Annotated in this window: 23 protein-coding genes; 19 read left to right on the top strand and 4 right to left on the bottom strand. The window is 46.4% G+C overall.

Annotation, left to right across the window (positions count from 1 at the left end; all coding sequences use genetic code 11):
* Window positions 1-53: 53 nt before the first annotated feature.
* Window positions 54-1,514: a Gfo/Idh/MocA family protein gene (locus V1358_RS09080; protein ID WP_347393312.1), complete on the bottom strand. Its 1,461-nt coding sequence runs from the start codon at window positions 1,512-1,514 to the stop codon at window positions 54-56.
* 280 nt (window positions 1,515-1,794) lie between these two features.
* Here V1358_RS09080 and V1358_RS09075 point away from each other — a divergent pair, with 280 nt between their 5' ends.
* From V1358_RS09075 to V1358_RS09050, 6 genes are read left to right on the top strand one after another with little or no spacing between them, the layout of a single operon-like run.
* Window positions 1,795-3,063 carry a D-tagatose-bisphosphate aldolase, class II, non-catalytic subunit gene (locus V1358_RS09075; protein WP_347393311.1) on the top strand — a complete coding sequence of 423 codons (1,269 nt, stop codon included), beginning with the start codon at window positions 1,795-1,797 and terminating at the stop codon, window positions 3,061-3,063.
* Window positions 3,064-3,086: 23 nt separating this feature from the next.
* On the top strand, window positions 3,087-4,202 hold the full coding sequence (locus V1358_RS09070) for an SIS domain-containing protein (protein ID WP_347393310.1): 1,116 nt from the start codon (window positions 3,087-3,089) through the stop codon (window positions 4,200-4,202).
* Between the two features lie 21 nt (window positions 4,203-4,223).
* Window positions 4,224-5,141, top strand: coding sequence for an ROK family protein (locus V1358_RS09065; protein ID WP_347393309.1), 918 nt, complete (start codon window positions 4,224-4,226; stop codon window positions 5,139-5,141).
* Window positions 5,125-6,300 (top strand): N-acetylglucosamine-6-phosphate deacetylase, encoded by a 1,176-nt coding sequence (gene nagA / locus V1358_RS09060; RefSeq protein ID WP_347393308.1) that lies wholly within the window; start codon window positions 5,125-5,127, stop codon window positions 6,298-6,300. Before V1358_RS09065 ends, nagA begins: the two co-directional genes overlap by 17 nt.
* Window positions 6,301-6,311: 11 nt before the next feature.
* A complete protein-coding gene (locus V1358_RS09055; RefSeq protein WP_347393307.1) occupies window positions 6,312-8,012 on the top strand; it encodes a GMC oxidoreductase in 1,701 nt (566 codons plus the stop codon).
* Between the two features lie 2 nt (window positions 8,013-8,014).
* Entirely contained in the window at window positions 8,015-8,512 is a 498-nt protein-coding gene (locus V1358_RS09050; protein ID WP_347393306.1) for a hypothetical protein, read from the top strand.
* A 35-nt stretch (window positions 8,513-8,547) separates the two neighbouring features.
* On the opposite strand, the gene V1358_RS09045 is transcribed toward V1358_RS09050, so the two are convergent.
* A complete protein-coding gene (locus V1358_RS09045) occupies window positions 8,548-9,882 on the bottom strand; it encodes a sugar MFS transporter (protein ID WP_347393305.1) in 1,335 nt (444 codons plus the stop codon).
* Between the two features lie 148 nt (window positions 9,883-10,030).
* Between V1358_RS09045 and agaR the strand changes: the two genes are divergently transcribed.
* The 13 genes from agaR to V1358_RS08980 all read left to right on the top strand — a co-directional run bounded on the left by agaR (window position 10,031) and on the right by V1358_RS08980 (window position 22,446).
* Window positions 10,031-10,795, top strand: a complete 765-nt coding sequence (agaR, locus tag V1358_RS09040; RefSeq protein ID WP_347393304.1) for a transcriptional repressor AgaR — start codon at window positions 10,031-10,033, stop codon at window positions 10,793-10,795.
* A gap of 306 nt (window positions 10,796-11,101) precedes the next feature.
* Window positions 11,102-13,921 (top strand): TonB-dependent receptor, encoded by a 2,820-nt coding sequence (locus tag V1358_RS09035; protein WP_347393303.1) that lies wholly within the window; start codon window positions 11,102-11,104, stop codon window positions 13,919-13,921.
* Between the two features lie 57 nt (window positions 13,922-13,978).
* Window positions 13,979-14,134, top strand: coding sequence for a twin-arginine translocase TatA/TatE family subunit (gene tatA, locus V1358_RS09030; RefSeq protein ID WP_347389653.1), 156 nt, complete (start codon window positions 13,979-13,981; stop codon window positions 14,132-14,134).
* Window positions 14,135-14,487: 353 nt separating this feature from the next.
* The gene (locus tag V1358_RS09025; protein ID WP_347393302.1) at window positions 14,488-15,195 is read left to right on the top strand and encodes a thermostable hemolysin; all 708 of its coding nucleotides are present in this window, start codon (window positions 14,488-14,490) and stop codon (window positions 15,193-15,195) included.
* Window positions 15,192-16,625: an AMP-binding protein gene (locus V1358_RS09020; RefSeq protein WP_347393301.1), complete on the top strand. Its 1,434-nt coding sequence runs from the start codon at window positions 15,192-15,194 to the stop codon at window positions 16,623-16,625. The genes V1358_RS09025 and V1358_RS09020 overlap by 4 nt, the downstream gene beginning before the upstream one ends.
* A gap of 6 nt (window positions 16,626-16,631) precedes the next feature.
* Entirely contained in the window at window positions 16,632-17,321 is a 690-nt protein-coding gene (locus V1358_RS09015) for an iron-containing redox enzyme family protein (protein ID WP_347389650.1), read from the top strand.
* Window positions 17,318-18,103, top strand: coding sequence for an SDR family oxidoreductase (locus tag V1358_RS09010; RefSeq protein WP_347393300.1), 786 nt, complete (start codon window positions 17,318-17,320; stop codon window positions 18,101-18,103). The genes V1358_RS09015 and V1358_RS09010 overlap by 4 nt, the downstream gene beginning before the upstream one ends.
* 3 nt (window positions 18,104-18,106) lie before the next feature.
* A complete protein-coding gene (locus V1358_RS09005; RefSeq protein WP_347393299.1) occupies window positions 18,107-18,751 on the top strand; it encodes a tetratricopeptide repeat protein in 645 nt (214 codons plus the stop codon).
* A gap of 9 nt (window positions 18,752-18,760) precedes the next feature.
* Window positions 18,761-19,429 (top strand): response regulator, encoded by a 669-nt coding sequence (locus tag V1358_RS09000; protein WP_347389647.1) that lies wholly within the window; start codon window positions 18,761-18,763, stop codon window positions 19,427-19,429.
* 2 nt (window positions 19,430-19,431) lie between these two features.
* Window positions 19,432-20,718 carry a sensor histidine kinase gene (locus V1358_RS08995; protein WP_347389646.1) on the top strand — a complete coding sequence of 429 codons (1,287 nt, stop codon included), beginning with the start codon at window positions 19,432-19,434 and terminating at the stop codon, window positions 20,716-20,718.
* Window positions 20,706-21,044 carry a cupredoxin domain-containing protein gene (locus V1358_RS08990; protein ID WP_347389645.1) on the top strand — a complete coding sequence of 113 codons (339 nt, stop codon included), beginning with the start codon at window positions 20,706-20,708 and terminating at the stop codon, window positions 21,042-21,044. Before V1358_RS08995 ends, V1358_RS08990 begins: the two co-directional genes overlap by 13 nt.
* Window positions 21,041-21,757: a hypothetical protein gene (locus V1358_RS08985; RefSeq protein WP_347393298.1), complete on the top strand. Its 717-nt coding sequence runs from the start codon at window positions 21,041-21,043 to the stop codon at window positions 21,755-21,757. Before V1358_RS08990 ends, V1358_RS08985 begins: the two co-directional genes overlap by 4 nt.
* A complete protein-coding gene (locus tag V1358_RS08980) occupies window positions 21,757-22,446 on the top strand; it encodes a hypothetical protein (protein WP_440589703.1) in 690 nt (229 codons plus the stop codon). Before V1358_RS08985 ends, V1358_RS08980 begins: the two co-directional genes overlap by 1 nt.
* Here V1358_RS08980 and V1358_RS08975 read toward each other — a convergent pair.
* Both V1358_RS08975 and V1358_RS08970 read right to left on the bottom strand, forming a co-directional pair.
* Entirely contained in the window at window positions 22,429-23,085 is a 657-nt protein-coding gene (locus V1358_RS08975; protein WP_347393297.1) for a hypothetical protein, read from the bottom strand. The genes V1358_RS08980 and V1358_RS08975 overlap by 18 nt on opposite strands.
* An 86-nt stretch (window positions 23,086-23,171) precedes the next feature.
* Window positions 23,172-23,789 (bottom strand): substrate-binding periplasmic protein (locus V1358_RS08970; protein ID WP_347393296.1); only part of this gene is annotated, 618 nt, incomplete at its 5' end.

Here is a 23,789-nt window from a genome sequence, read left to right as displayed (position 1 = left end):
GTACTGAAGGCACATCATCATAGCGTGCCTTTGTTGTTTCCCGGGGAGAGGAATTAAGAGACGATCCCCAGTGGTTTACCTGTTTGCCAAGCACCACGAGTAAAGTCAGGAATTGTTTTGCTGTTACTTCTATCTGCCACTGACGCCATGCTTTGTGGGAAGATTGAAGACCACGCTGCTGCGTCGTATACATCTTGATCTAGAGCTTCGTTGTTACGCAAGCAATAGATCATACGCCACAGCATGATGAAGTCCATACCACCGTGGCCACCGTTGCGCACTGCTTCTTCACCCATGCGTTTCCACAGCGGGTGATCGAACTCTGCACGCCATTTCTCCATATCTTCATCCCAGCTATGGAAGTTTTGCATATGTGGCTTGTAGCCTTGAGAGCCGGCCGCTTCCCATTGCTGTAACTCTTGTTCGTACTGCTTTTCGTAGATTTTCGCGATACTTGGCGGCACATTTTCAAGGGCAATGCGGTTCGGGAAGCCTGCGAATGTACCATTAGTTCCTTGAATCAGGTTGTGGCGGCTATACGGACGAGGGCTTGTGGTATCGTGTTGCACCATAATGCTACGGCCTTTTACCGTCTTGATAATGCTGGTGTTCATGTCACCGGCAATAAACTTCAATGAGCGGCGCTCGTGTCCTGCTGGGAACTCGCGTTGTGCATATGCCGCTCGGCCTAACGCAGGTGAACTTACTGAGGTCACGAAGTCAAAACGGTCACCACGGTTAATGTTCATGTATTGAGAAACAGGGCCTAGTCCATGAGTCGGGTATAGGTTGCCGTCCACTTTAGTGTGCCAATACGTGCGCCAAGAACCTGTGCTGCGATCGATTTCTTTCATCTGCCAACGCAGGTCATGAATATAAGCAGCTTCACCGTGCAGTAGCTCACCAAAGATCCCTTTGCGAACCATGTTCAGTACCATCAGTTCGTCACGACCGTAGTTGACGTTTTCCATCATCATACAGTTTTTCTGTGTACGTTCAGCGGTATTAACGAGCTGCCAACACTCTTCAATCGTTGTGGCCGCGGGTACTTCAACAAAGGCATGCTTACCGCTTTCCATGGTGTCGACACTCATTGGCGTGTGCCATTTCCATGGTGTAGAGATAATAACAATATCAATGTCTTGGCGTGCAAGCATGTCTAAATAGGCTTTGTCTGAACCGGTGTAAGCTGTTGGTTTTGGTAAGCCTTTTTCAGTGACATAGTTTACTGACTTCTCAAGCATCACAGAGTCAGTATCGCAAATAGCTTTGATTTCAACACCTTCGATATGACACAGGTGTTTAACATGGCCACTACCACGTTGACCTACGCCAATAAAACCTACACGTACTACATCCATCGCTGGTACAGCAAGGCCCATCACACTCTTACCTTGAGCAGCTAAAACAGGTTGCTGTGTTTCGCCTTGTTGCCCTTTTGCGCATCCGGCAACAACTGTCGCGGCTGTCATAGCGGCGGCAGATTTCAAAAATTTACGTCTATCTAATGTCATAACGATACCTAAGTCACTGAGATTTATTTTAGAGAATTGTTTCAGTTTCTTACTTTATAACCCATGTCAAATGGGAATACAATTGCCTTTCTTTCAAAATCTTTCGAAAATTTAATGTTTCACTGTGGTTTTGTTCTTAATTCAGTGTAATCTATTGTTTTGTGGGTATTTATTTTTAGTCTTTCACTTTCTTTTGTTTTGTTGTTTGTTCTTTCGATTTGTGTTAGTGTAGTTTCAAATTACTAGTTTAACTGTGAAATGTTGCTGCTTGGAGAGAACCATGGAAGCATTAAAAAACATCATTAATAACAATCGTGCGGGACAACAGCAGGGAATTTATTCTGTATGCTGTGCTCACCCATTAGTGATTGAAGCCGCCATGCGCCAAGCACTTAATCACGACAGTGTGCTGTTAGTAGAAGCTACGGCAAACCAAGTGAATCAATTTGGCGGCTACACAGGAATGAAGCCTGAAGATTTTGTGGCATTTGTTCATGGTATTGCCAATAAAGTCGGGCTAGCGCAAGAGCGAGTTATTCTCGGTGGTGACCATCTTGGCCCAGTATGCTGGGTGAATGAACCTGCACAGCAGGCAATGGCCAAGGCGTTGGACCTCGTTAGTGCATATGCTCGCGCTGGGTTTAAAAAGATTCACCTAGACGCAAGTATGCCTTGCAGTGACGATGGTGAGCGCTTAGCAGATTCAGAAATTGCTCGCCGTGCAGCTATGCTGTGCCAAGCAGCCGAGCAGGCCAGTGAAAATGGCGACATTCTTTACGTTGTCGGCACTGAAGTCCCTCCTCCGGGCGGGGCGACAGAAGAACTGGATGTTGTCGAGGTATCCGACGTGGCGGGCGTACACCAAACTATTGAATTACATCAAAGCGCCTTTGGGCAATACGGTGTTGCTGATGTGTGGTCGCGTGTGATTGCTGTTGTGGTGCAACCTGGTGTGGAATTTGATAACCATCAGGTTGTTGATTATCAGCGTCATGAAGCAACGAAATTGAAAGAGTTTATAACTTCAGTTGATAACCTCGTATACGAAGCACATTCAACCGATTATCAAAGCAGCGAACGTTATCATGAATTGGTGCAAGACCATTTTGCAATTTTAAAAGTGGGTCCGCAGTTAACATATGCGCTGCGCGAAGCATTGTTCTCATTGTCTTACATTGAAGAGCAAATGATCAGCGATACAAGTAAACGATCAAATTTAAGGGCTGTGTGCGAGCAAGTGATGTTGGAAAAGCCGGGTTACTGGAATAAATTCTACCCAACAACGGGTGAAAATTCCCATTTATACCGTGCATACAGTTACAGCGACCGAATTCGTTATTATTGGCCTGAGCCAGCTTTACAACAGGCGGTCGCAACCCTGTTTAGTAACTTAGAAGCGCAGACTATTCGTGAAACCTTGCTAAGCCAATTTATGCCAAATCAATATCAGGCATACCGCAATGGTGAAATTAGCCTTGCACCGCGTGAATTAGTAATCAATAAAATAATGGAAGTAACGAACGTGTATTCGCTTGCTTGCAATCAATAAGCGTTGTTTTGGAGACATTGACCATGACGCACTTTTTATCTCTTGATGAAACTACTCTTAAGCAACACAATGCCTACTGGACAGCGAAAGAAATTGCTCAGCAGCCGAGCTCTTGGCGCAACACCGCTGCAATAGTTGAACAACACAGTGCTGCAATTAACGATTTTTTGAGCCCAATCTTGGCGCTTCCTGGCTTGCAGATTATATTAACTGGCGCTGGTACGTCGGCCTATGTGGGTGAGGCACTTGCCCCCCATGTAACTGAAAAAACGTCGTTGGATGTGCGTGCTATCAGCACCACGGATATCGTGTCTAACCCACTTGGCTATTTGCAACAGCATACACCGACTTTACTCATCTCCTATGCGCGTTCGGGCAACAGCCCAGAGAGTGTTGCTGCTGTAAAGTTGGCTGACCAAGTACTGGACAACTGCTTTCATTTGCTGATCACCTGCAACGAGACAGGCCAACTTGCGCAACAAGCGCAAGGTCGTAGCAATAGCTACTGCCTACTTATGCCCGCAGAAACCTTAGACGAAAGTTTCGCTATGACCAGTAGCTTTACCTCTATGCTGTTGGCAACTTTATGTATTTTTACGCCAGACGAACAGCAATTGGAAACGCTCGCTGAACAATGTGAGCACCTATTAGCAAACCAGCTTGAAGAGATCCGAGAGTTCGCTGATTCGCCGATGCAACGCATTGTGTTTTTGGGCGCAGGGTCGCTGGTCGGTTATGCAAAGGAAGCGGCGCTGAAATGTTTGGAGCTCACCAATGGGGATGTGATCAGTTATTTTGAATCGCCTCTTGGCTTTCGTCACGGTCCAAAAACCATTATCGACGACAAAACGGCGATCGTCTTAATGGCGTCTAATCACCCATACAGTAGCCAGTATGATGCGGACTTGTATGAGGAGCTGTTGAAAGACCAGCAGTGTATGTCGGTCACGCGGTTACAAGGTGCAACTCGACCCAGAGCATTGGAAGATGTGTGGCAAGGTCTATATTATATCGTCTATTGTCAGGTGTTCGCCTTTTATAAATCAATCTCGCTCGGTCTAACACCCGATAATCCTTGCCCGACGGGAGAGGTAAATCGAGTTGTCAAAGGTGTAACGATTTATCCATTAAATGTCTAGTTTGGATCGGTAGGACGCAGTATGGCTGTTTTTGGACTCGATATCGGTGGCACAAAGATAGAAACCGCTATTTTTAACAATGACTTAGAGCAGCTGCAAAGTTGGCGTATTGCTACGCCAACACAGAACTATCAAGCGCTGCTAGACGCCATATGCCAACAAGTGCAAAAGGCCGATGAGCTCAGTGGTTGCTGTGGTGCAGTGGGCATTGGTATGCCTGGCATTGTCAATGATGATGGTCAGGTGCTATCAGCAAATGTGCCTTGTGCCTCTGGCAAAGTCATTGGCAAAGATTTACAAGCATTGTTACAACGCCCCGTGGCCATTCTAAATGACACGCGCTGCTTCGCTTTATCAGAAGCGAACGGCGGTGCGGGTCAGGGATTTGAACGCGTATTCGGTGCTATTCTTGGCACTGGCGCTGCGGGCGGCATGTGTATTCAAGGTGAGTTGCTCAACCAAGGGTTAGGATTATCCGGTGAATATGGTCACTTGCCGTTATCAGCTTATTTGCAGCAAAAATACCAGCTCCCTATTTTGAAATGTGGCTGCGGCTTGACCGGATGCGTTGAGAGCTACATAGCGGGCCCGGGTATCAAAGCGCTAAATGAGCACTTTACTGGGCAAAGTAAAACCGCAATTGAATGGGCGCAAGCAATCAAAAATAATGACAAGGGCGCACTTGAAGTGCTCGCTTGTCACCTTGATATTCTCGGTGAAACTTTTGCTGCTATTGCCAAGAGTTTACACCCCGAGGTCATCATTCTAGGTGGTGGCTTGTCTTTGGTGGAAGAAATCGTTGAACAATTGCCACATGCTATTGGTAAGCACCTGTTCCCTGGTTTTGCCGTGCCTGAGGTGAAATTAGCAAAATTTGGTGATTCCAGCGGCGTTCGTGGTGCTGCGATTATAGGAAGTGTGCATGCGCAATCTGAGTGATGACTTAACCCGCTATTATCTTAAAGCAGCGACAATAGTCACCGAAACCGAAGTGTTAGTTGATCACGCTGTGTTGGTCGATGATGGCAAAATCGCGGCGATTGTCAGTGAATGCGAAGCAGGCATTGACGTGGTGGATTTAGGTGACAACACCTTGTTTCCAGGGTTTATCGATTTACACATTCATGGTCGCGAAGGCTGCGACATCATGGATGGCACCCAGGAGTCGCTTGAAACTATTTCCAAATCGCTAGCTAAACACGGAGTTACAGGCTTTGTCGGTACTACGGTGACGGCGGATTGGGCTGTGTCTATCACTGCCTATCAAGCGATGGCGAGCGCCTACAAAAATGGTTTGACGGGGGCGCAATTATTAGGTGCCTACAACGAAGGCTTGTTCTTTGCCGAAGCACACAAAGGTGCGCACAACGAGTCGTTCTTTTTAGAGCTTACCAAGCAACGCTTTGATGAGATCTATGCCGCGTGTGATGGCTGTTTAACGTCGTTTGCGTTGGCACCAGAGCTACTCAACAATGCCGATATGATCAGCTACATTACAAGCAAAGGCGTGCGCGTGATGTTGGGTCATACCGATGCCAGTTTTGATGCCACGCAAGAAGCGTTAGCGCATGGCGCTTGTGGCGGCGTACACATTTTTAACGGGATGCGCGGTATCCATCACCGCGATCCAGGTTGTGCCGGGGCATTGCTCATGGATGACAAAGCCATGGTTGAGGTGATCCCGGATGGTATTCATCTACATCCAAGCATTATGAACATGGTCTATCGTCTTAAAGGGGCTGATAAGATTGCGTTGATCACCGATTGTGTAAGCGCTGGCGGATTGCAAGATGGTCGCTATCAACTCGGTGAAATGCCAATCGTGGTTGAACAGGGGGTTGCATGCACTGAATCAGGCTCACTTGCAGGCAGCACATTGACCATGGAGCTAGGTGTTCAGCGCTTTTTTAATTTGACCGACGCGAGTTTGGTTGAAGCGACCAAGATGGCTAGTTTAGTCCCTGCTAAATTCTTGGATAAGGCCCAGCAGCTAGGCAGTATCGCAGTGGGTAAAGAGGCAAATTTTGCTGTTTTAGACCAACACTTTAACGTACAAGCGACGCTGTGCGCAGGGCGACCTATTTATTTGGCACAATAGAAAGACAACCGATGCAGGCAACAGTGTATGACGCCATCGTCATAGGCAGTGGAATAACTGGAGGCTGGGCGGCTAAAGAGCTTACCGAGCAAGGGCTTAGCGTCTTGATGCTTGAGCGTGGGCGCATGGTTGAACACGGCAGCGACTACACAACGGCATTTAAAGAAGACTGGCAACTGCCATTTCGTGACCGTCCTAGTTTGGTTGAAGCACGCTTGCAAGCTAAGCAAGCTCGTACAGGCTACGCTACCAAGCAATCGATTAAGCATTGGTTTGTTAACGATGTGCAGCACCCATACTACGAAACTCAGCGATTCGATTGGATCCGCGGATATCATTTGGGCGGGCGGTCTCTTACTTGGGGGCGGCAATGCTTGCGCCTGAGCGATTTAGATTTCGAAGCCAATCGCCGTGATGGCCATGGTGTCGACTGGCCTGTTCGCTACCAAGACATTGCCCCATGGTATGACAAAGTAGAGCGGTATATCGGCGTCATCGGCGAGTCACTTGGCTTAGCACAATTACCCGATGGCCACTTTCTTCCCCCGTTTGAGCTCAATGCAGTCGAGCAACATTTTAGAGCCACTTTGCAAGATAATTACAGCCAACGACACCTCACCATTGGGCGCGTGGCGCACCTAACGCAAGCTAAGCCAGAGCAAGGACGTGCAATCTGTAGTAAACGAAATCGCTGCATGCGCGGGTGCCCAACAGGGAGTTACTTCAGTAGCCTAGCGTCAACGATACCGGCGGCGCAGCGCACAGGTAGGTTGACTATTCGTGCCAACAGTATCGCCAAAGAAATCGTGTATGATGCCAAAAGTCAGTTAGCTACTGGGGTGAAAGTGGTGGACACACAGACTAAAGAGCTGTTGCACTTTAATGCCAAGATTATCTTTTGCTGCGCATCAACTGTGGCGTCAACAGCTTTATTGCTGAACTCTAAATCCGCACGCTTCCCCAATGGCTTGGGCAATGACAGTGGTGAGCTGGGGCATAACCTCATGGACCACCACTTTCGTGTGGGTGCAACCGCTGAGCCTACAGGCTTTGACAATGAATTACGCGATGGCGACCGACCCGTAGGCTTTCATATTCCGCGTTTTCGTAATTTGACGCCAGAGCAAAGAAACTCACAGGACTTTGTGCGAGGTTATGGTTATCAAGGTTATGCCACTCGCAGTGATTGGCGCCGCGGCTTTAAAGAGCTGTCCTATGGTAAGCAGATGCGAGAGTCGCTTTCTAAAGTCGGGCCATGGACCATTGCTCTCATTGGCTTTGGTGAGTGTTTACCGTATCACCACAACAAAATTACCTTGCACCCAAGCCAACGCGATGAATGGGGCCTGCCAGTGGTCAATTTTGATTGTCAGTTTGGCGAAAATGAGCGACGAATGCGTGAAGATATGAAACGCGAGGCCGTAGCTATGTTAGAAAGGGCCGGATATAACAACGTACAACCTTATGACAAAGGCTCGGCACCTGGCCAAGCCATTCATGAAATGGGCACAGCGAGAATGGGGCACGACCCTCGCACCTCTGTGCTTAACAAATACAACCAAATTCACAGCGTGCGCAACGTGTACGTGACGGACGGCTCATTTATGTGCTCTTCGGCGTACCAAAACCCGTCTTTAACTTATATGGCGTTCACAGCGAGGGCGGCGGACCATGCGGTGCGTCATTACAAAAATGGCGTGTTTACGGGATAACAATGAACAGGCGTGAGGCACTCAAAGCGATTTCGATACTGATAGGCGGGGCAATTACGCCATCAGCACATGCGCGATTATTTACACAACAAAGTGACACGCCCTTGGGCTATGAGGTGCTCAATAAAGCGCAAATCGCTCTTGTGGTGCAAATGAGCGATCTCATACTCGCACTCGATGAGCACCAAAAGCCGATATTTAACCTTGTTGCCTTTGTTGATTTAATGTTGGCTCACACTGTTGCTCTCGAAGAGCGCACTGTCTGTCTTCAAGGCGGTGACCTTATCATCGCCAAGAGCAATCATGCTTGCACATTAGAAGACATTCTGCGCGCGTTGTTTGATATTGATGCGCGGCAATTACAGCATATTTTGGCTGTTCAAGAATTGCCATTACCTGAGGTAGAAGAGGCACACAAGAAGAGTTACTTGATGTATAAGTTCATTTTCACTGTGCGCGAATTCTTATTACTTGGGTATTTTACTGCTCAGCAAAATTAGCACCGAGGTTGTTAGTCCGACCTCGGTGCCATAAATCACGATTTACGCCAGCTTGTTAACTTATGTCCCACTAAGGCGTAATACAAAATAAAGCCATAACAGGGAACGAGCAGATAGTACGCTTGCTGTGAATCGCCCGTATACTCGGCGAACACCCCATAGACTAACGGTAACAGTGCGCCACCTGATATACCCATTATTAACAATGCTGCGCCCGTTTGTGTTTTGTTGCCAAGGTTAGCCAGTGCCATCGGCCAAATCGTTGGCCACACCAAGGCGTTCGATAAGCCTAACAAGGCAACAAATAACACGGTATCAGGGAAGCTACCATCCGCTAGCCAAAACAACAGGGTGTCCGCAATCACTGTTTGGTGAGTCGGTACCCAAATGATCAGCAATGAAAACAGGGAGCCACTTACAGCGGAAAAGATGAGTGCATGTTGTTGGCTAAAAACACGGGGAATAAGGGCAATGCCAAGAATATAACCAAGTACCATAAAGCCCATGGTATAGGAGGTTAGTTCGGCAAATTGCAACACACCTTGCTCTTTGCCATACAAGCCAATGGTGTCACCGGCGATCACTTCTGCACCGATGTAAAAGAATAAAGCAATAACACCTAGGACCAGATGTGGAAACTGTAAAATCGACTTATCCTGCTGCCCTTGTGTTAACTCAGGTTCATCAATATCTGGCAGTGGTGCTAGCATAATAAGTGCCGCTAAAACAGCCAAAGTAACCGCCATCATCAAGTAAGGCGTTACTAAACGACTAGCAAGCTCTTGTAGTTGCAATTGCTTTTGCGTGTCATCTAATGCGGCAAGTGCCTCGGCACTAAAATTAGCGATATCACTGAATACCAATGCAGTAAACAATAAAGGCGCGACGACGCCAGCGCTCTTATTGAGAATACCCATAATGCTGATACGCACCGCTGCAGTGTCTTTCGAACCAAGCAGCACAATATAAGGGTTTGAGGCTGTTTGCAGTAATGTTAAACCACTGCCAAGTGTGAATAAGGCAACCAAAAACAACCAGTAAGCTTGCGTTTTCGCTGCGGGAATGAAAAGTATAGAACCTACTGCCATCACAGCTAAACCAAACGACATTCCATGCTTGTAGCTAAATCGCTTCAATACTTTGGCGCTGGGTAATGCCATTACGGTATAGGCAATATAGAAAACTAAGGTTACCATGTAAGCTTCTATGTGATTGAGATCGCATACCATTTGTAAAAACGGGATTAGTGAGCCATTTAACCAGGTAACGAACCCGAACAAGAAGAATAAGCCGCCGATGATGAGCATCGGCAGTAACTGACTGTTGTCGGTTGCTTGCACGTTTGCTGCGGTTGAATTTTGTGTTGTCATTTTATTACCGAAGTGTTTTATTTTTATCCATCATAAAACAATAAATGTAACTTTTGAAAGTTTTATTTTCTTTCGAATTGTGTATTTTAGGACTTGGACGGTGTAGAGTGTATAATGTAAAAGTATCTATAAAAGGAATGGAGCAGCCATGCTAACCACGATTGAAAGAAGACAGAAGATCGTCCTAATGACCGAAGAAAAGGGTAAAGTGAGTGTTAAAGACCTCGCTAAAACCTTTGATATTTCTGAAGTAAGTATTCGTCATGATTTGAATGAATTAGGAAAGCGTGGCTTGGTTATCCGTTCTCGCGGCGGTGCTGTTGCGTGCGATAAGATAGCTAAAGAATTGTCTGTGAAAGATAAGCACAATGAAAATTATGAAATCAAAGTGCAGCTGGCGAAAGCAGTGGCTAACCTTATCGAAGACGGCGACTCATTGATTATTGATTCAGGTACCACCACTGAAGAAGTTGCAAAAGCGCTTAAAGGTAAAAAAGAGCTGACAGTGATGACCAACGGTTTAAATATCGGCCATGTATTGGCCGACATTGAAGATGCCGATGTATTTATGCTCGGTGGTAAATTACGTAAAAAATCGCAGTCTTTTTATTCTTCTGAAGCCGAACAAACGCTGAGCAAATACAACTTCAAAAAGGTGATTTTAGGCGTTGATGGTATAGATACAGATGCAGGAATTACAACGCATTACGAACCAGAAGCCATGCTTAATCGCTCTATGTGCACCCGTGCAGATCAAGTGATTGTGGTCACGGACTCAACCAAGTTTGGCAAGCGGGCCTTGTACAACGTATTGCCGCTAAAATCGATTGATGTGCTAGTCACTGACAAGAAAATGCCGAGCGAATTTGTCGAGTCACTTATTGGTTTGGGTATCGAAGTTATTACCGTATAACCTGACAATTTAGCTCTTAAGAAGCAGCCTCTGGGCTGCTTTTTTTATGTCTATTGAAAATAAACTTTGCCGATTTGTAACTTTATGTTCCATCCAAAAGTCGTAACTTTCGAGCAGTAATTAGCTGTTATTGGTACTTTTTCTATGATTTTTGGGACAAGGTGAATAATCTTGTGAAACATTCGAAAGTTTCAATCTCTATTTATTTGTTGATTTTTTGTTTCGCAATGTTATAGATTACAAACGAAACCTTACACACTTACGTCGATGGTGACACATTTCGACAATGCAATAGAGGAAATCAATGTGGCAAACAATAAACCAAAATACCTCAGTTTGTTGATTAGCTCGATTCTGGCTTCATCGGTCAGTTTTGTAGCAAGCGCTCAGCAAGAACCAGAAAATGACAAAGCGAATCCTGAAGAAGAAGTAGAAGTCATTGAAGTAACGGGTATCCGCAGCAGTATAAAAGAATCAAACTTTCGTAAAAGAGAAGCTGCAACCGTCGTAGACGTGGTTGTCGCCGATGATATCGGTAAATTCCCTGATGAAAACTTAGCAGAAGCATTGCAACGGGTTCCGGGGATCACTATCACACGTAACGGTGGTGAAGGTCAGAACATTTTAGTCCGCGGTCTTGGTGGCGGCTACAACATCACCACCTTGAATGGTCGTAAGCTCGCGTCAGAAAACTCTGGCCGTGATTTTAACTTCGATACTATTGCATCGGAGCTTGTTGGTGCACTGCAGGTCAATAAGTCACCAGAGGCGCGTCTTATCGAAGGGGGGATCGGTGCGGTTGTTGATATCGAGACCCGCAAGCCTCTGGACCAAGATGGCTTCACCTTGAGCGCATCTGCGAAAGGTATTTACGAATCACGTACCGAAGACATTCACCCGCACGCATCTTTTATCATCGGTGATAACTTTAACGATGACACCTTTGGGGTGTTGTTCTCGGGTGCCTACTCAAAGAAAACCTTGCGTGCAGATACCTATTCAGCAGCGGGCTTCTTCGATGAAGAAGAAGGTTGGGGCGCAGACAGCGCCGGTGTACCGGTTGATATGAACGGTAACGGTGAAATCGATGGCCAAAGTGAGATCTTTGCCTCAAAAATTCCAAGTTATATGTATTTTGCGAACGCTCAAGACGTGCGTGAGCGTTTAGGTGCAACGTTGGCAATGCAATGGCGTCCCAGTGATGTTCTTGATGTGAACTTCGATGCTTTATATTCGCGTTACAACACCGAAGGTCACCGCTATCAGATTGGCTTTGTAAACTATGATGAAAGCTGGACGCCGGGTACGCCTGTATTCACCGACGCTGAGTTTGATGACTCAGGTCGCGTTGTGTCAATGACGCAAACGGGTAACACTATGGTTGAGCTACTTAACCTTACAAACCCTCGAAAAACAGATACATACCAAGTGGCGTTGAACGCTAAATGGTATCCGATGGATGGTTTAACCCTTGCTGTTGACCTAGCCCACTCAAAAGCAGAAAACGAAAATGCTGGTGATAACCGCTTTATCGTAGCCCGTGGTTTTATTGACTCGATAGGTATTGATTACAACACTGGCAATAAACTACCTGACGTATTTCTCTCGCCAGGTCTAACTCAAGATCAGTCTTACGGTGCGCACTACAGCCGTAATACAGGTACGGGCGTTGAAGACACAGTGAATGACTTCAAGATTGTCGGTAACTACATCCCTGACAGTGATATCATCACACGTGTTGACTTTGGTATTACTTACCTTGAGCAAACTAAGAGCCAACTGCAGTACGCCTCGAAAAACCCAAGCCAGTTCAGTAATGGTGGTCAGTACCTGACACGCGATGGTTATGAGTTTGATGACAGCACAGTATTCAGTGCCGGTGATTTTAATCTATTTGAAATCCCAAGCGACGTATTCGTTGCTGCAAACTTTGATAACTTCCTTGATGGTGAAAGCAGTGTAACGCCAGATCCATGGCCAAGCTTTGATTACGATAAACTGCTAGCTTACTACCGTTCAATTAATGCTGCAGCGACTGATGCGAGCATTGTTGCATCACTTAATACATCAGGCACGTATGAAGTTACCGAGGAAGTGTTAACGGCTTACGCGCAAGTCACACTTGAAAGCACGATTGCAAACATGCCGTACTCTTTGAACCTGGGTATTCGTGGTTCACAAACAGATGTAAGCTCGAAAGGTTCAGTATATGACTTATCTCTTATTCAGCTTCAAGAGGATGGTAAACCACTAGAGAACGGCTGGCGTGAAACGGTAGACACATCATTTGAAGGTGACTACAACAACATTTTGCCGAGCATGAACTTCAAGTTGAGCTTGGCCGATGACTTAATCTACCGCTTCTCAGCAGCGCAAGTCATTAGCCGTCCTTCGCTGGGTTACTTGCGTCCATGGTTAGCGCCAAACTTCGACACTTATCGTGAAGGCCTACCGCAACTATCAATGGCCGATCCATCACTGACACCGGAAGAAGCTAATCAAGCAGATATGACGCTTGAGTGGTACTTCGAAGACAGCAGCTCGCTAAGCGGTGGTATATTTGTGAAGGATCTGAAGTCATTTATCGACTATGTAGAAGGTCCTGTTGAAGTTGAAGGTGTGCGCTATTTTGCTTCTTACCCAGGTAAGAGTGAATACGGTGCAACTATCCAAGGTGTGGAAGTGGCGTACCAACAATCGTTAGAAAATCTACTGCCAGAGCCATTCAACGGTTTGGGTTTCCAGTTTAACTACACTTATGTAGACAGTAGCTATGACGAGCCAGAGCTAAAAGAAACAGGCTTACCTTTCAGAGGCATGTCTAAGAACTCATACAATGCGGTTGTCTACTATGAGCAATACGGCTTCCAAGCGCGTTTAGCTTATAATTGGCGCAGCAAGTTCTTGTCAGATCCAGATGCATGGGGCGGACCATACTGGATCTCGGATTACGGTCAACTTGATGCCAGCATGAGCTATGACATCACCGATCAGTTCACTGTGTTTGCCGAAGCAACAAACTTAACTAACGAGCGTTATTGGGGTTACACCAAGCGCACGGATCAGGTGAGTTACCTTGAGCGCTTCGGTACGCAAGTGGCATTAGGTGTTCGTGCTAGTTTCTAACACTTATCACAAGCGCCCAGTTATCGGGCGCTTACTCCCTTTTATAACGAGGTTATTATGGCTGGGATCAGTGTTTGGCAATTAGTTATTATTGCTGCAATTGTTATTTTGCTATTTGGCACAAAAAAATTATCGCGATTAGGCTCCGACGTCGGCACGTCGATAAAAGAGTTTAAACGAGCAGTGGGGGACAACCCTAATCAAGAATCTTAATGGCGTCCGTTTTGCCCTAGTGGTGTCATTTCAAATCAACTGTGAAGTATGCATTGGCTGGCGACCTACTTAAGTCAGCTGATGTTAGTTGTATCCTGTGTAACCCAGTAGCTAAAGCCACCATTAAAAGTGGCTTTATTTTTTATATTTCCTAGATTAATTGGCTACCTAGGTAACTCCTCGTTTTGTAATAAAAACTAATAAATACATAAGTTTGTATATGTTTAGCCGAGTCTTATGGCAGTATAACTAGCTCCATAGAGAAATAATTTTCAATTTTTAAGGTTTCTTAAGAATTTCTTAAGTTTCGGATTTTACTTTAATCCTAGAGACTTAAATTATGAGTTATTGCTATGGAAACAATGTCAGTTAATGTTGCAGCAATCCAACCTCAATACCTAAATGAGGAAACAGCCGATATATCCCAAGGGTATTATGTTGCCAACAAACAAGCGCAGCCAAATGATTTTGGCCAGCACGTGTACTCGCGTTTAGCTGAGCGTATCCAAGCCGGATTTGCCAAACATTATGACGCGAAAGTGCATGAGTTTATGCCTTTGTTAGCCTGTCTTGCCTATTCACAACAACGTTATTGTTGTTTCGGCTTACGCAGTGCTTCTAACACATTGTTTTTAAGTCAGTATCTATCTCAACCTCTGTCGGAATACCTTCAGCAGTGGCACTGTGCAGCGAACCAATGTGTGGAGCTAGGAAACCTAGTGTCTACCCACTCCCAAGCGACCTTAGCGCACTTTGTAGTGCTAGCGAAAGCCTTGCAGCAAGCAGGTAAGAAGAAATTGGTGTTTTGTGCCACTGCGCATATCCGCAATTTATTGATGCGCGTTGGTGCCCATTTCGAGGAGCTAGAAGAGGCTTTGCCCGAGCGCCTAAGCGATTATGGTAAAAATTGGGGAAGCTATTATGCCAACGGCCCTAAGGTGTGTGTGGTGGATGTGCAACAAGTTTCAAGTCATGTTGACGCCATCGATACCTTGTCCTTTTTTGCAAAGTCTTATGCTGTGGACATTAACAACCTTGCTGCTGAGGTGGCGCAGTTATGATGGTGGATTTAGTAACTCGCTGGCAAGGCGAAGTCATTGCAAATGAGCAGCGTATGTCTGCCAATGAATTTTGGCAACACGTTGAAGCGCTGAGCACTCAGCTACGCGATATGAACTTACGCTGTGTTGCTGTTGAGCTAGATAACGGACTGCCTTGGTTAGTTGTCGATTTTGCGTTGATGCAAGCAGGCATTGTGTCATTGCCTTTACCACATTTTTTCTCAGCATCTCAGCGTGAGCATGCACTGCAAAAAGCGCAGCCGCAGCTAATTATTCGTGCGGCAAAACCTGAATTCGAAGAGCAGTATTTATGGTCAATCGGTGAGCAATACATCGCGTTAGAAGTTGTTGATATGGGGGCGGTTGAGTCTATCGAGTTTCCACAAGGTACCCAAAAAATCACCTTTACTTCAGGCTCAACTGGTCAGCCAAAAGGCGTGTGTTTGAGTGCACAACAGTTACTCCAGGTCGGCGCGAGTTTAGTTAATCGTTGTGCCATAAGCCAACCTCAACATTTGTGTTTATTGCCGCTGGCAGTGCTGTTAGAAAACGTTGCCGGTGTTTATGCCCCGATGTTGGCGGGTGGCTCTATCCATGTTCCTTCGCTGGCGAGTTTAGGATTTGATGGCACAGCCTTAAAAGAGCCGCAAAAACTATTGGCGACCATTTCGCAAGTACAGCCCAATACCCTTATCCTCGTTCCTGAGCTACTCAAGGGGCTTGTTGGCGCTTGCGAAATGGGCTGGAGCGCACCCGAGTCTCTCGCTTTTATCGCCGTAGGCGGCGCAAAAGTAGCGCCTGACTTGATAGAGCGTGCACGCAAACTAGGCTTACCAGTCTATCAAGGTTATGGCTTGTCCGAAGCGGGCTCAGTAGTGAGTTTGGCAAGCAGTATTGACGTGGATAGCGCCAGTGTCGGGCAACCGCTTGAGCACGTTGACTGCGACATCATCAATGGTGAGTTGGTCCTAAAAAGCCCACAGTTCCTTGGTTACCTCGGTGAACCCGCGCCGCAGGAAGAGGCTTATGCTACGGGCGATCTCGTTGCGCTAGAAGGAGGTGAAATTCATATCCTTGGGCGCAAGAAAAACCAAATCATTTTAAGCAATGGACGCAATGTTTCACCGGAATGGCCGGAGTCTCTCCTGTTGAGCAACAGTGCAATCTCCCAAGCGGTCGTTGTTGGGGAGGGGGAGGCCTGTTTATGTGCGCTAATTTATTGTGACCCGCGAGCAAACAACATGCAGTTATCAGCCTTGGTGGCCGCAGCTAATGAACAACTGCCCAGCTATGCCAAGATCGCCAATTTCTTACGTTTATCGACGCCGTTATCTGTGGACGACGGTTATTTAAGTGCAAATCAAAGACCTAAGCGCGATGCGATTAATCTCGGTTTTGCAGCACAGATTTCTCAGTTATTTCAGGAGTAGTCCCCTATGCTATTTTTCCAAAAACTTGTAGAGCAAACACAACAGGATCGTCAGTATTTATTGAGCGCTGAGGTGATTCAAAAGGCCCTAGCGGGTGAGGTCAGTTTGGATTTATACGTCGCATTTTTGCAACAGGCTTATCACCATGTAAAACATACGGTTCCTTTATTAATGGCCTGTGGTGCGCGCGTTGATGAGAAGCAAGAATGGTTACGAAACGCCATTGCTGAATACATTGAAGAAGAGCTAGGGCACCAAGAGTGGATTCTCAACGACATTGCCGCTTGTGGTTTCGACAAAGAACAGGTTCGTGCCAGCGCACCAAGTTTTGCGACTGAAATGATGGTCAGTTATGCCTATGACAGTATCGCCCGCATTTCACCGCTGAGTTTTTTCGGTATGGTGCATGTGCTTGAAGGAACCTCTATTGCTTTGGCTGATAATGCCGCGGCGCAAGTCAGAGAGCAACTTGGGTTACCAAAAAAAGCGTTCACTTATCTTACTTCGCACGGCGCTCTAGACCAAGAACACGTCAAGTTTTTCGAAGGTCTGATGAACCGCATTACTGATGAGAAAGAACAAAACATCATTATTCACGCAGCGAAGCGCTTCTACCGTTTATATGGCGATATTTTCCATACATTGAACGAGGACCATGGTATTTGCGCTCTGGAACTCGAACAGGTTGCATCATGAGCGCGCCAATAGCGGTGTTAACCGGAGCCAGTGGCGGTATTGGTCGTCATATCGCCAAGCAGTTGGCTGCGCGCAACTATCGTTTGCTGTTACTCGGTAGGGACTTGAAAGCGCTTGAGACCTTGCAAAACGAGTTACCGAGTCAAGAGCAGTCTTTTCACATTGCGCTGCAAGTGGATTTGGCTAGTGACGCGGATCTCGACCGCGTTATTGAGTTGGTTAATGACATAGGTCGGGTCGACTTGCTGGTTAACAATGCCGGTGTGAACACTATGGTGCCGTTTACATCACTCAGTAAAGAGCAATTGGATGCCACGTTAGATGTAAACGTGCGCGCACCTATGCTGCTCGCACAAGGCTTATTGCCGCTGCTTGAGCGCAACAATGGCATCATCGTCAATGTGGGTTCCTCGTTCGGGGCAATCGGCTATCCGCTGCAAGCGCAGTATTGTGCCAGTAAATTTGCATTGCGTGGATTCAGTGAAGCATTGGCTCGAGAGCTGAGTGATTCGAGCGTACAAGTAAAATATTTTGCGCCGCGCGCCACCCAAACCGCGATCAATACAGACAAAGTGAATGAATTGAATAAAGTGCTGGGTAATACCATGGACTCGCCTGAGTATGTGGCTCAGCAATTTATCCAACTTTTAGACTCCACTGAGCGCCGCCGCAGTGTGGGTACTAAGGAGTCGTTCTTCGCAAAAATAAATGCGTTGTGGCCAAACTTGGTTGATAACGCATTGGCAAAACAACTAGCAACAATTAAACAAACCATGAGGTGAGTTATGAAACCTTTTATCGCAACTGCATTCTTAGTGGCTTTGCTGTCAACAAATGCAACAGCCGCCGTGGATGCTGACTTAACTAATATTATGCGTCAGTGGGCGCATGTGAATTACGAAATTGACGGTGATGCTCAGGAAAAGGCATTCGAAGGTTTAGCCAAAGAGATCGCATTGTATAGCGAAGCACATCCCGGACAAGCAGAAGGCCATATCTGGGCAGGTATTGTGCATTCTAGTTTTGCGGGTGCCAAAGGTGGACTCGGAGCACTGGGGTTAGCCAAGGAAGCGAAAAAGGACTTCGAAAAAGCCATCGCTATCGACGGTAATGCCTTACAAGGCTCGGCCTACACCAGCTTAGGGACCTTATATGCGCAAGTTCCAGGTTGGCCCGTTGGCTTCGGTAGCGATAAAAAGGCGCAAGAGTTGTTTAATAAATCTTTGGCAATTAATCCAGATGGCATTGATATTAATTACTTTTATGCACAGTTCCTCTATGATGAAAGAAAGTATGAAAAAGCCAAAGCGCACTTGCTTAAAGCTCAATCTGCTGCGCCCAGAGTAGATAGACCCCTTGCCGACAAATACCGTCAACAAGAAGTGGCTGAACTTTTGGCTAAAGTGGAGCGCAAGCTAAGTCGCAAATAGGAGTGCTAGGTGCGATTGTTATTGGTAGAAGATGACCAAGTGGTTAATGCCGGGCTCACGCGCACGCTCTCTAGTGAAGGGTATGCAGTTGAGTCCACACTATGTTTGGCGGATGCACGCCCGTTAGTTGCCAACGACGAAGTTGACTTGGTTATCCTCGATTTAGGGTTACCCGATGGTGATGGCTTGAGCCTGCTTGCAGATATCAAGCGAAGAAAGAAGCCTTTACCTGTGTTGATATTAACGGCGCGAGATGCCCTCGATGACAAAATTAAAGGTTTGGATCTGGGTGCTGATGATTACCTAGTCAAACCCTTTGAGGTTGACGAGCTTTTAGCGCGTTTGCGGGTGCTTGGGCGACGTGTGAGTGGTGTAACTTCGAGCACGTTGCAATGTGGTTCTGTGGTGATGGATTTGGCTGCCCATCTAGTAACTATTGATGGTGCACAGTTGAACCTGCCGCGCAAAGAATACATGTTGCTAAAAGCACTGCTTGAGAATCAAGGGCGGGTGCAATCTAAAGAGCAGCTTGAACAGAAGCTTTATCAATGGGGAGAAGAATTAGGCTCCAATGCTATAGAAGTTCATATTCACCATTTACGTAAAAAATTACCTTCCAATGCCATTAAAACTTTGCGCGGTATTGGCTATGTAATGAATAAGCACGAGGGGCACTAGGTGTGAGTATACGGGCTAAACTGGTGATGTTGCTTATCTCCATGCTGGTACTCATCCTGTTTATTGCCTTGGTGCAGGGCTATCAGCGCAGCCTTGAGCGTGCTGATTCTTTGTTCGACAACCACCTTTTAGAGCGTGCGCAACTACTTAGCGATATTCCTGTGCAAAATACCGTGATTGTAGGGGAAACCTTGTGGCAAAAATGGCATGGGCAAACCTTAATTGCGGGTGATGCCAAGCTCTTAGCAACGGCTCCAACAGAACCGCTGCAAACAGTGAATAGTCGAGGGCAAAGGTTGCGAGTCGCTAACTATTGCAAGGATGGGCAATGCACCGTGCTGGCAGAGCCTATTGCTGAGCGATTCGCTTTATCTGAGCAGCTTATCTTGGCGCTCATGGCCCCCATGTTGCTGGGTATTGGCATCTTAGCGGTGTTTATTAGTCTAGTAGTGAAGCGCGCATTGCAACCTCTGACGTTACTTTCCAAAGAATTACGCGCCCGTGCCGCTAATGATTTTTCTATGATTAAAACACAGCCCAAAGCGCAAGAAATTAAACCTGTGGTACAAACGTTGAATGCACTGCTGCGCCGTACAGAGCAGGCATATTTGCGAGAGCGTTATTTTGCCAGTGACGCAGCCCATGAACTGAGAACCCCGTTGAGCGCGATGAAAATCAGTCTTCATAATTTGCTGAAGCGCTATGATGATGAAGATGCCAAGGCAATCAATTTGAGTGTCGACAGACTCAACCATTTAGTCGAACAAATGCTGGCATTAGGTCGCACTTCATCACAGCAGTGGCAAGATAAACTACAACCCCAGTCAGTGCCTGTTATTTGTCAGCAAATTATTGCGCAGCTCTACCCACAGATAGAAGACAAAGAGCTGGAGATCAGCCTCGATGGCGAGTGCCAACATGTCATCGGTGAGCCTTTCACCTTGAGTGTTATGATTAAAAACTTGATCAGCAACGCCGTAAAATACACGCCCCGCGGCGGTAAAATTAGAGTGAGCCTTGCAGATAAAGGTGAACAACTAGAGCTGAGAGTTTCCGACTCTGGCCCAGGGATTCCTGCACAGTTACGTGAGCGCATATTCGATAGATTTTTCCGCGTTGGCGGTGACTCACACCCTACTCACATTCCTGGCGCTGGACTTGGCATGGCGATAGTCCAGCACGTTGTAGGTTTGTATCGTGGCGACGTCGCTTTACAAGAAAGTCAATGGGGTGGGTTAGAAGTGGTGGTAACGCTTGGCGTACATCGGGAGACTTTATGCAGCGATTAATCGGTATATTGCTCTTCATCAGCGTCTCTGCGCAAGCCCAACTCAAAGAGTTTGAGCTGGTATTAAAAGACCATCTCTTTTATCCAGCTCGCTTAGAAGTCCCCAGCAATGAGAAGATACGCCTGCTTATCAGGAATGAAGATAATGACCCTGAAGAGTTCGACAGCTTCGACCTTAACCGAGAAAAAGTTCTGTTTCCCGGGCGTGTAAATGTTATTTATATCGGTCCTCTAGAGCCAGGGGAATATTTCTTCTTTGGAGAATTCGCTCCCGATACAGCCCGCGGCTCAGTAGTCGCAGTGCCGCAAAAGGTGGGGCAGCCATGATCAACAGCTTACTGGTGACCATTAATCAATTATTACCACTGGCTGTGCTTTGTGTGTTCGCCCGTTGCCTCTGTAAATGCCCGCCCGCCCGCAATCAGTGGCCCTGGGTACTTGGTGCTGTATTGGCCCCCACATTTGTTTATATCCAGTCGATGCAATCCATCAGTCAGTGGTTTGATTACCTTGGCTTTGAATACTCACAAATGCTACTTATCGTTGTTATGGCACTTTGCGCAATTGTTGGTTTAGCCCTTCGTCATTGGGCCGCGTTTGTATTGTTGATAGCCAGTGCATTAGGGTTGTATGCCAGCCATTACTTGCCTTGGTTGATGCAAGGTGAGCTTGATGCAGCGCGGGGCTTAGGTGTTTTTCTCGGAGTAGGTATAGTTACCAGCTTTTCAATCTTGTTCTTTTTCTTCTTAGATTGGCTAGAAGTACGCTACGGTCAGTTCGCAGTGGTGCTTTTGTTCAGTATGCACATCGCTGGGAGTATGGTGGCCATGCTTGATATAGCCGCGGGGGCTGGGGTGCTGACGATGCCCACAGCGTTTTTTGATTTGCGTTTCGTGCTAGATGAGCACTCCGTGTTGGGGCGCTTAGCAAAAGTGGTGGTGGGTTACGAAGCGACTCCAAGTTTGCTCTCCTCGGTCGTATATATGTCCACTTTGCTCAGTTTGATTGCTGCAGCTAGGTGGCAAAGGAGTTTACAATGATGCGTTACGTAAGTGTTGTGTGCTTGCTGTTTAGCTCTCTTAGCTGGGCTGATGGCATAGTGGTCGACAAGGTCTATCATCCTTATGTTATGCCTTACGAAAAAGAAGTTGAATGGCGTTTAGTGTCTCGTCAAACCGACCAAGGCAACATATTGGCGCAGCGCTTTGGTGTTGGCGGGGCAATTAGCGAGACCTTGAGTTTAGAACTCTATGGCGTTGGTGAACGCGATGACAACGGCGACTTTGGACTCTCAGCATATGAAGCCGAATTGCGTTGGCAACTTGTTGAACAAGGTCGCTATTGGGCAGATTGGGGAGCGTTGTTTGAAATTGAAAAACAACATCGTCAAGACAGCTATGAAATTACATCAGGCTTGTTGTTCGAAAAAGAATTTGGGCAAACTAGCTTAACAATGAATGCTTTCGCCGTGTATGAATGGGGCAACGACATTGACAACGAGTGGGAAACTGAATTTCGTGCTCAATATCGTTACCGTCTGCGCAGCGCTTTTCAACCTTCGATAGAACTTTATTCCGGTGAAGACTTCCTCGGTGTTGGCCCTGGCTTCATTGGCTTGCATCGTTACGATGGACAACACCAGTTAAAGTGGGAAGCGGGCTTTATTAGCGAAGTAGGCCATGGTGGTAAAGATCATAGCTTTCGTTTAGCGCTAGAATTTGAGTTCTGATGGCGGGTTGGCAAGCAAAGCCTCTATTTCAGGGGCGATTCGCTCGGCAAGCTCTTCATGACGTTCGTGAAGAATATGATAGGCCTTGGATTTGAATAATGTAATTTGCTGTAAAGACGTCAGTTCTGCCGGGCGTGACCAAGAGCTCGAAACAATATAAAACGCGTAGTCGGCGTGACCGGTTGCCAAAATTTTCGGCATCCTCCCAAGGTGGTTGACGATGAAGTAACGGTTGTTGGCTGCTTGCGGGAACAATGTTTTAATTGCACGCCTGCCAATATCGGTGGTAACAATGGCGATGTCTTTGTCTCCCAGCACGGTCTTTTTACACTCAACTTTCTTAGAACAAATCAACAAAAACTCCACCTCTGAAATTGGCGGGCCGACTCTTTTGAGTTCACTGTGTTTATCTATGATGAAATCAATTTGCACTACGTCACCATCGATATTTTCATGGTGAATTTCATTTACAAACCTGAAATCCGGAAGACGGATGAACTTAGCATCGATACCGGCATTTTTGTACGCGAGTTTAACCAAGGGCAGCGCTGTTTGTTGGACACTGGGGTGTTCAATATAGCTGATGCGAAGTTGTGGCTCTTTCTCACTACTAAACACCTTGAGACAGAGCAAAGACATTAACAGCAACAAACTGCTGATAAGTGCGCAACGAATAAAAGTGTGAGATGAGAGGGTGGGTCGTTGCGCAGTATTCATTGTTAGCCTCAGTCGTTGAACGCTTCGATATTGTAGTAGGGATTGAGCAGTTTTTGCTGATACCAACTCGTTTTTTCTACTATTTCAAACGCTTTTTGAAGCCGCTTAATAAGCTGAGGATCAGTGTCTTTATTCGCGGCCAGATAGCCATAAACGCTCAAGTCGTCAATTGCTTTGATAAAACTTAACTGCGTGGGTGCAAGGTTGAAGTGTTGCGACATAGAGTTAATGTATTGAGGATCGTCAATGACCAAATCGACTTTTTTGGATATCAGCAACTGATAAGATTGCTTGATATCCGTGGTTTCAACAATGGCGAATTGTTTCTCAGCTAAATACAAGGCACTAATATCGCCACGTTGTACAGCAATGCGATAGGCTTTTGCGTCTTCAAATTTGTTGATTTTTATATCATCGCGTTGAGTAAGGCTGACAAAACCAAGCCGAAAATATGCAACTTTACCCAGCCAATGAAATTGAGACTCTCGCTCCGGCGTTTTAGCGACACTGTAAATTAGGGTATTGGGCATTCTTTTAGCGATATGAAAGGCCCTTGCCCATGGGTAAACGCGGATATGAGATTCAATATCAGCTTCTTGCAGAACATGGTTGACGATGTCGGTGCT

The organism is Pseudoalteromonas pernae, assembly GCF_039831865.1.
Taxonomy (GTDB): Bacteria; Pseudomonadota; Gammaproteobacteria; order Enterobacterales; family Alteromonadaceae; genus Pseudoalteromonas; species Pseudoalteromonas pernae.
Note: the sequence above shows the minus strand (reverse complement) of the source record. Positions and strands in the feature narration are given on the sequence as shown.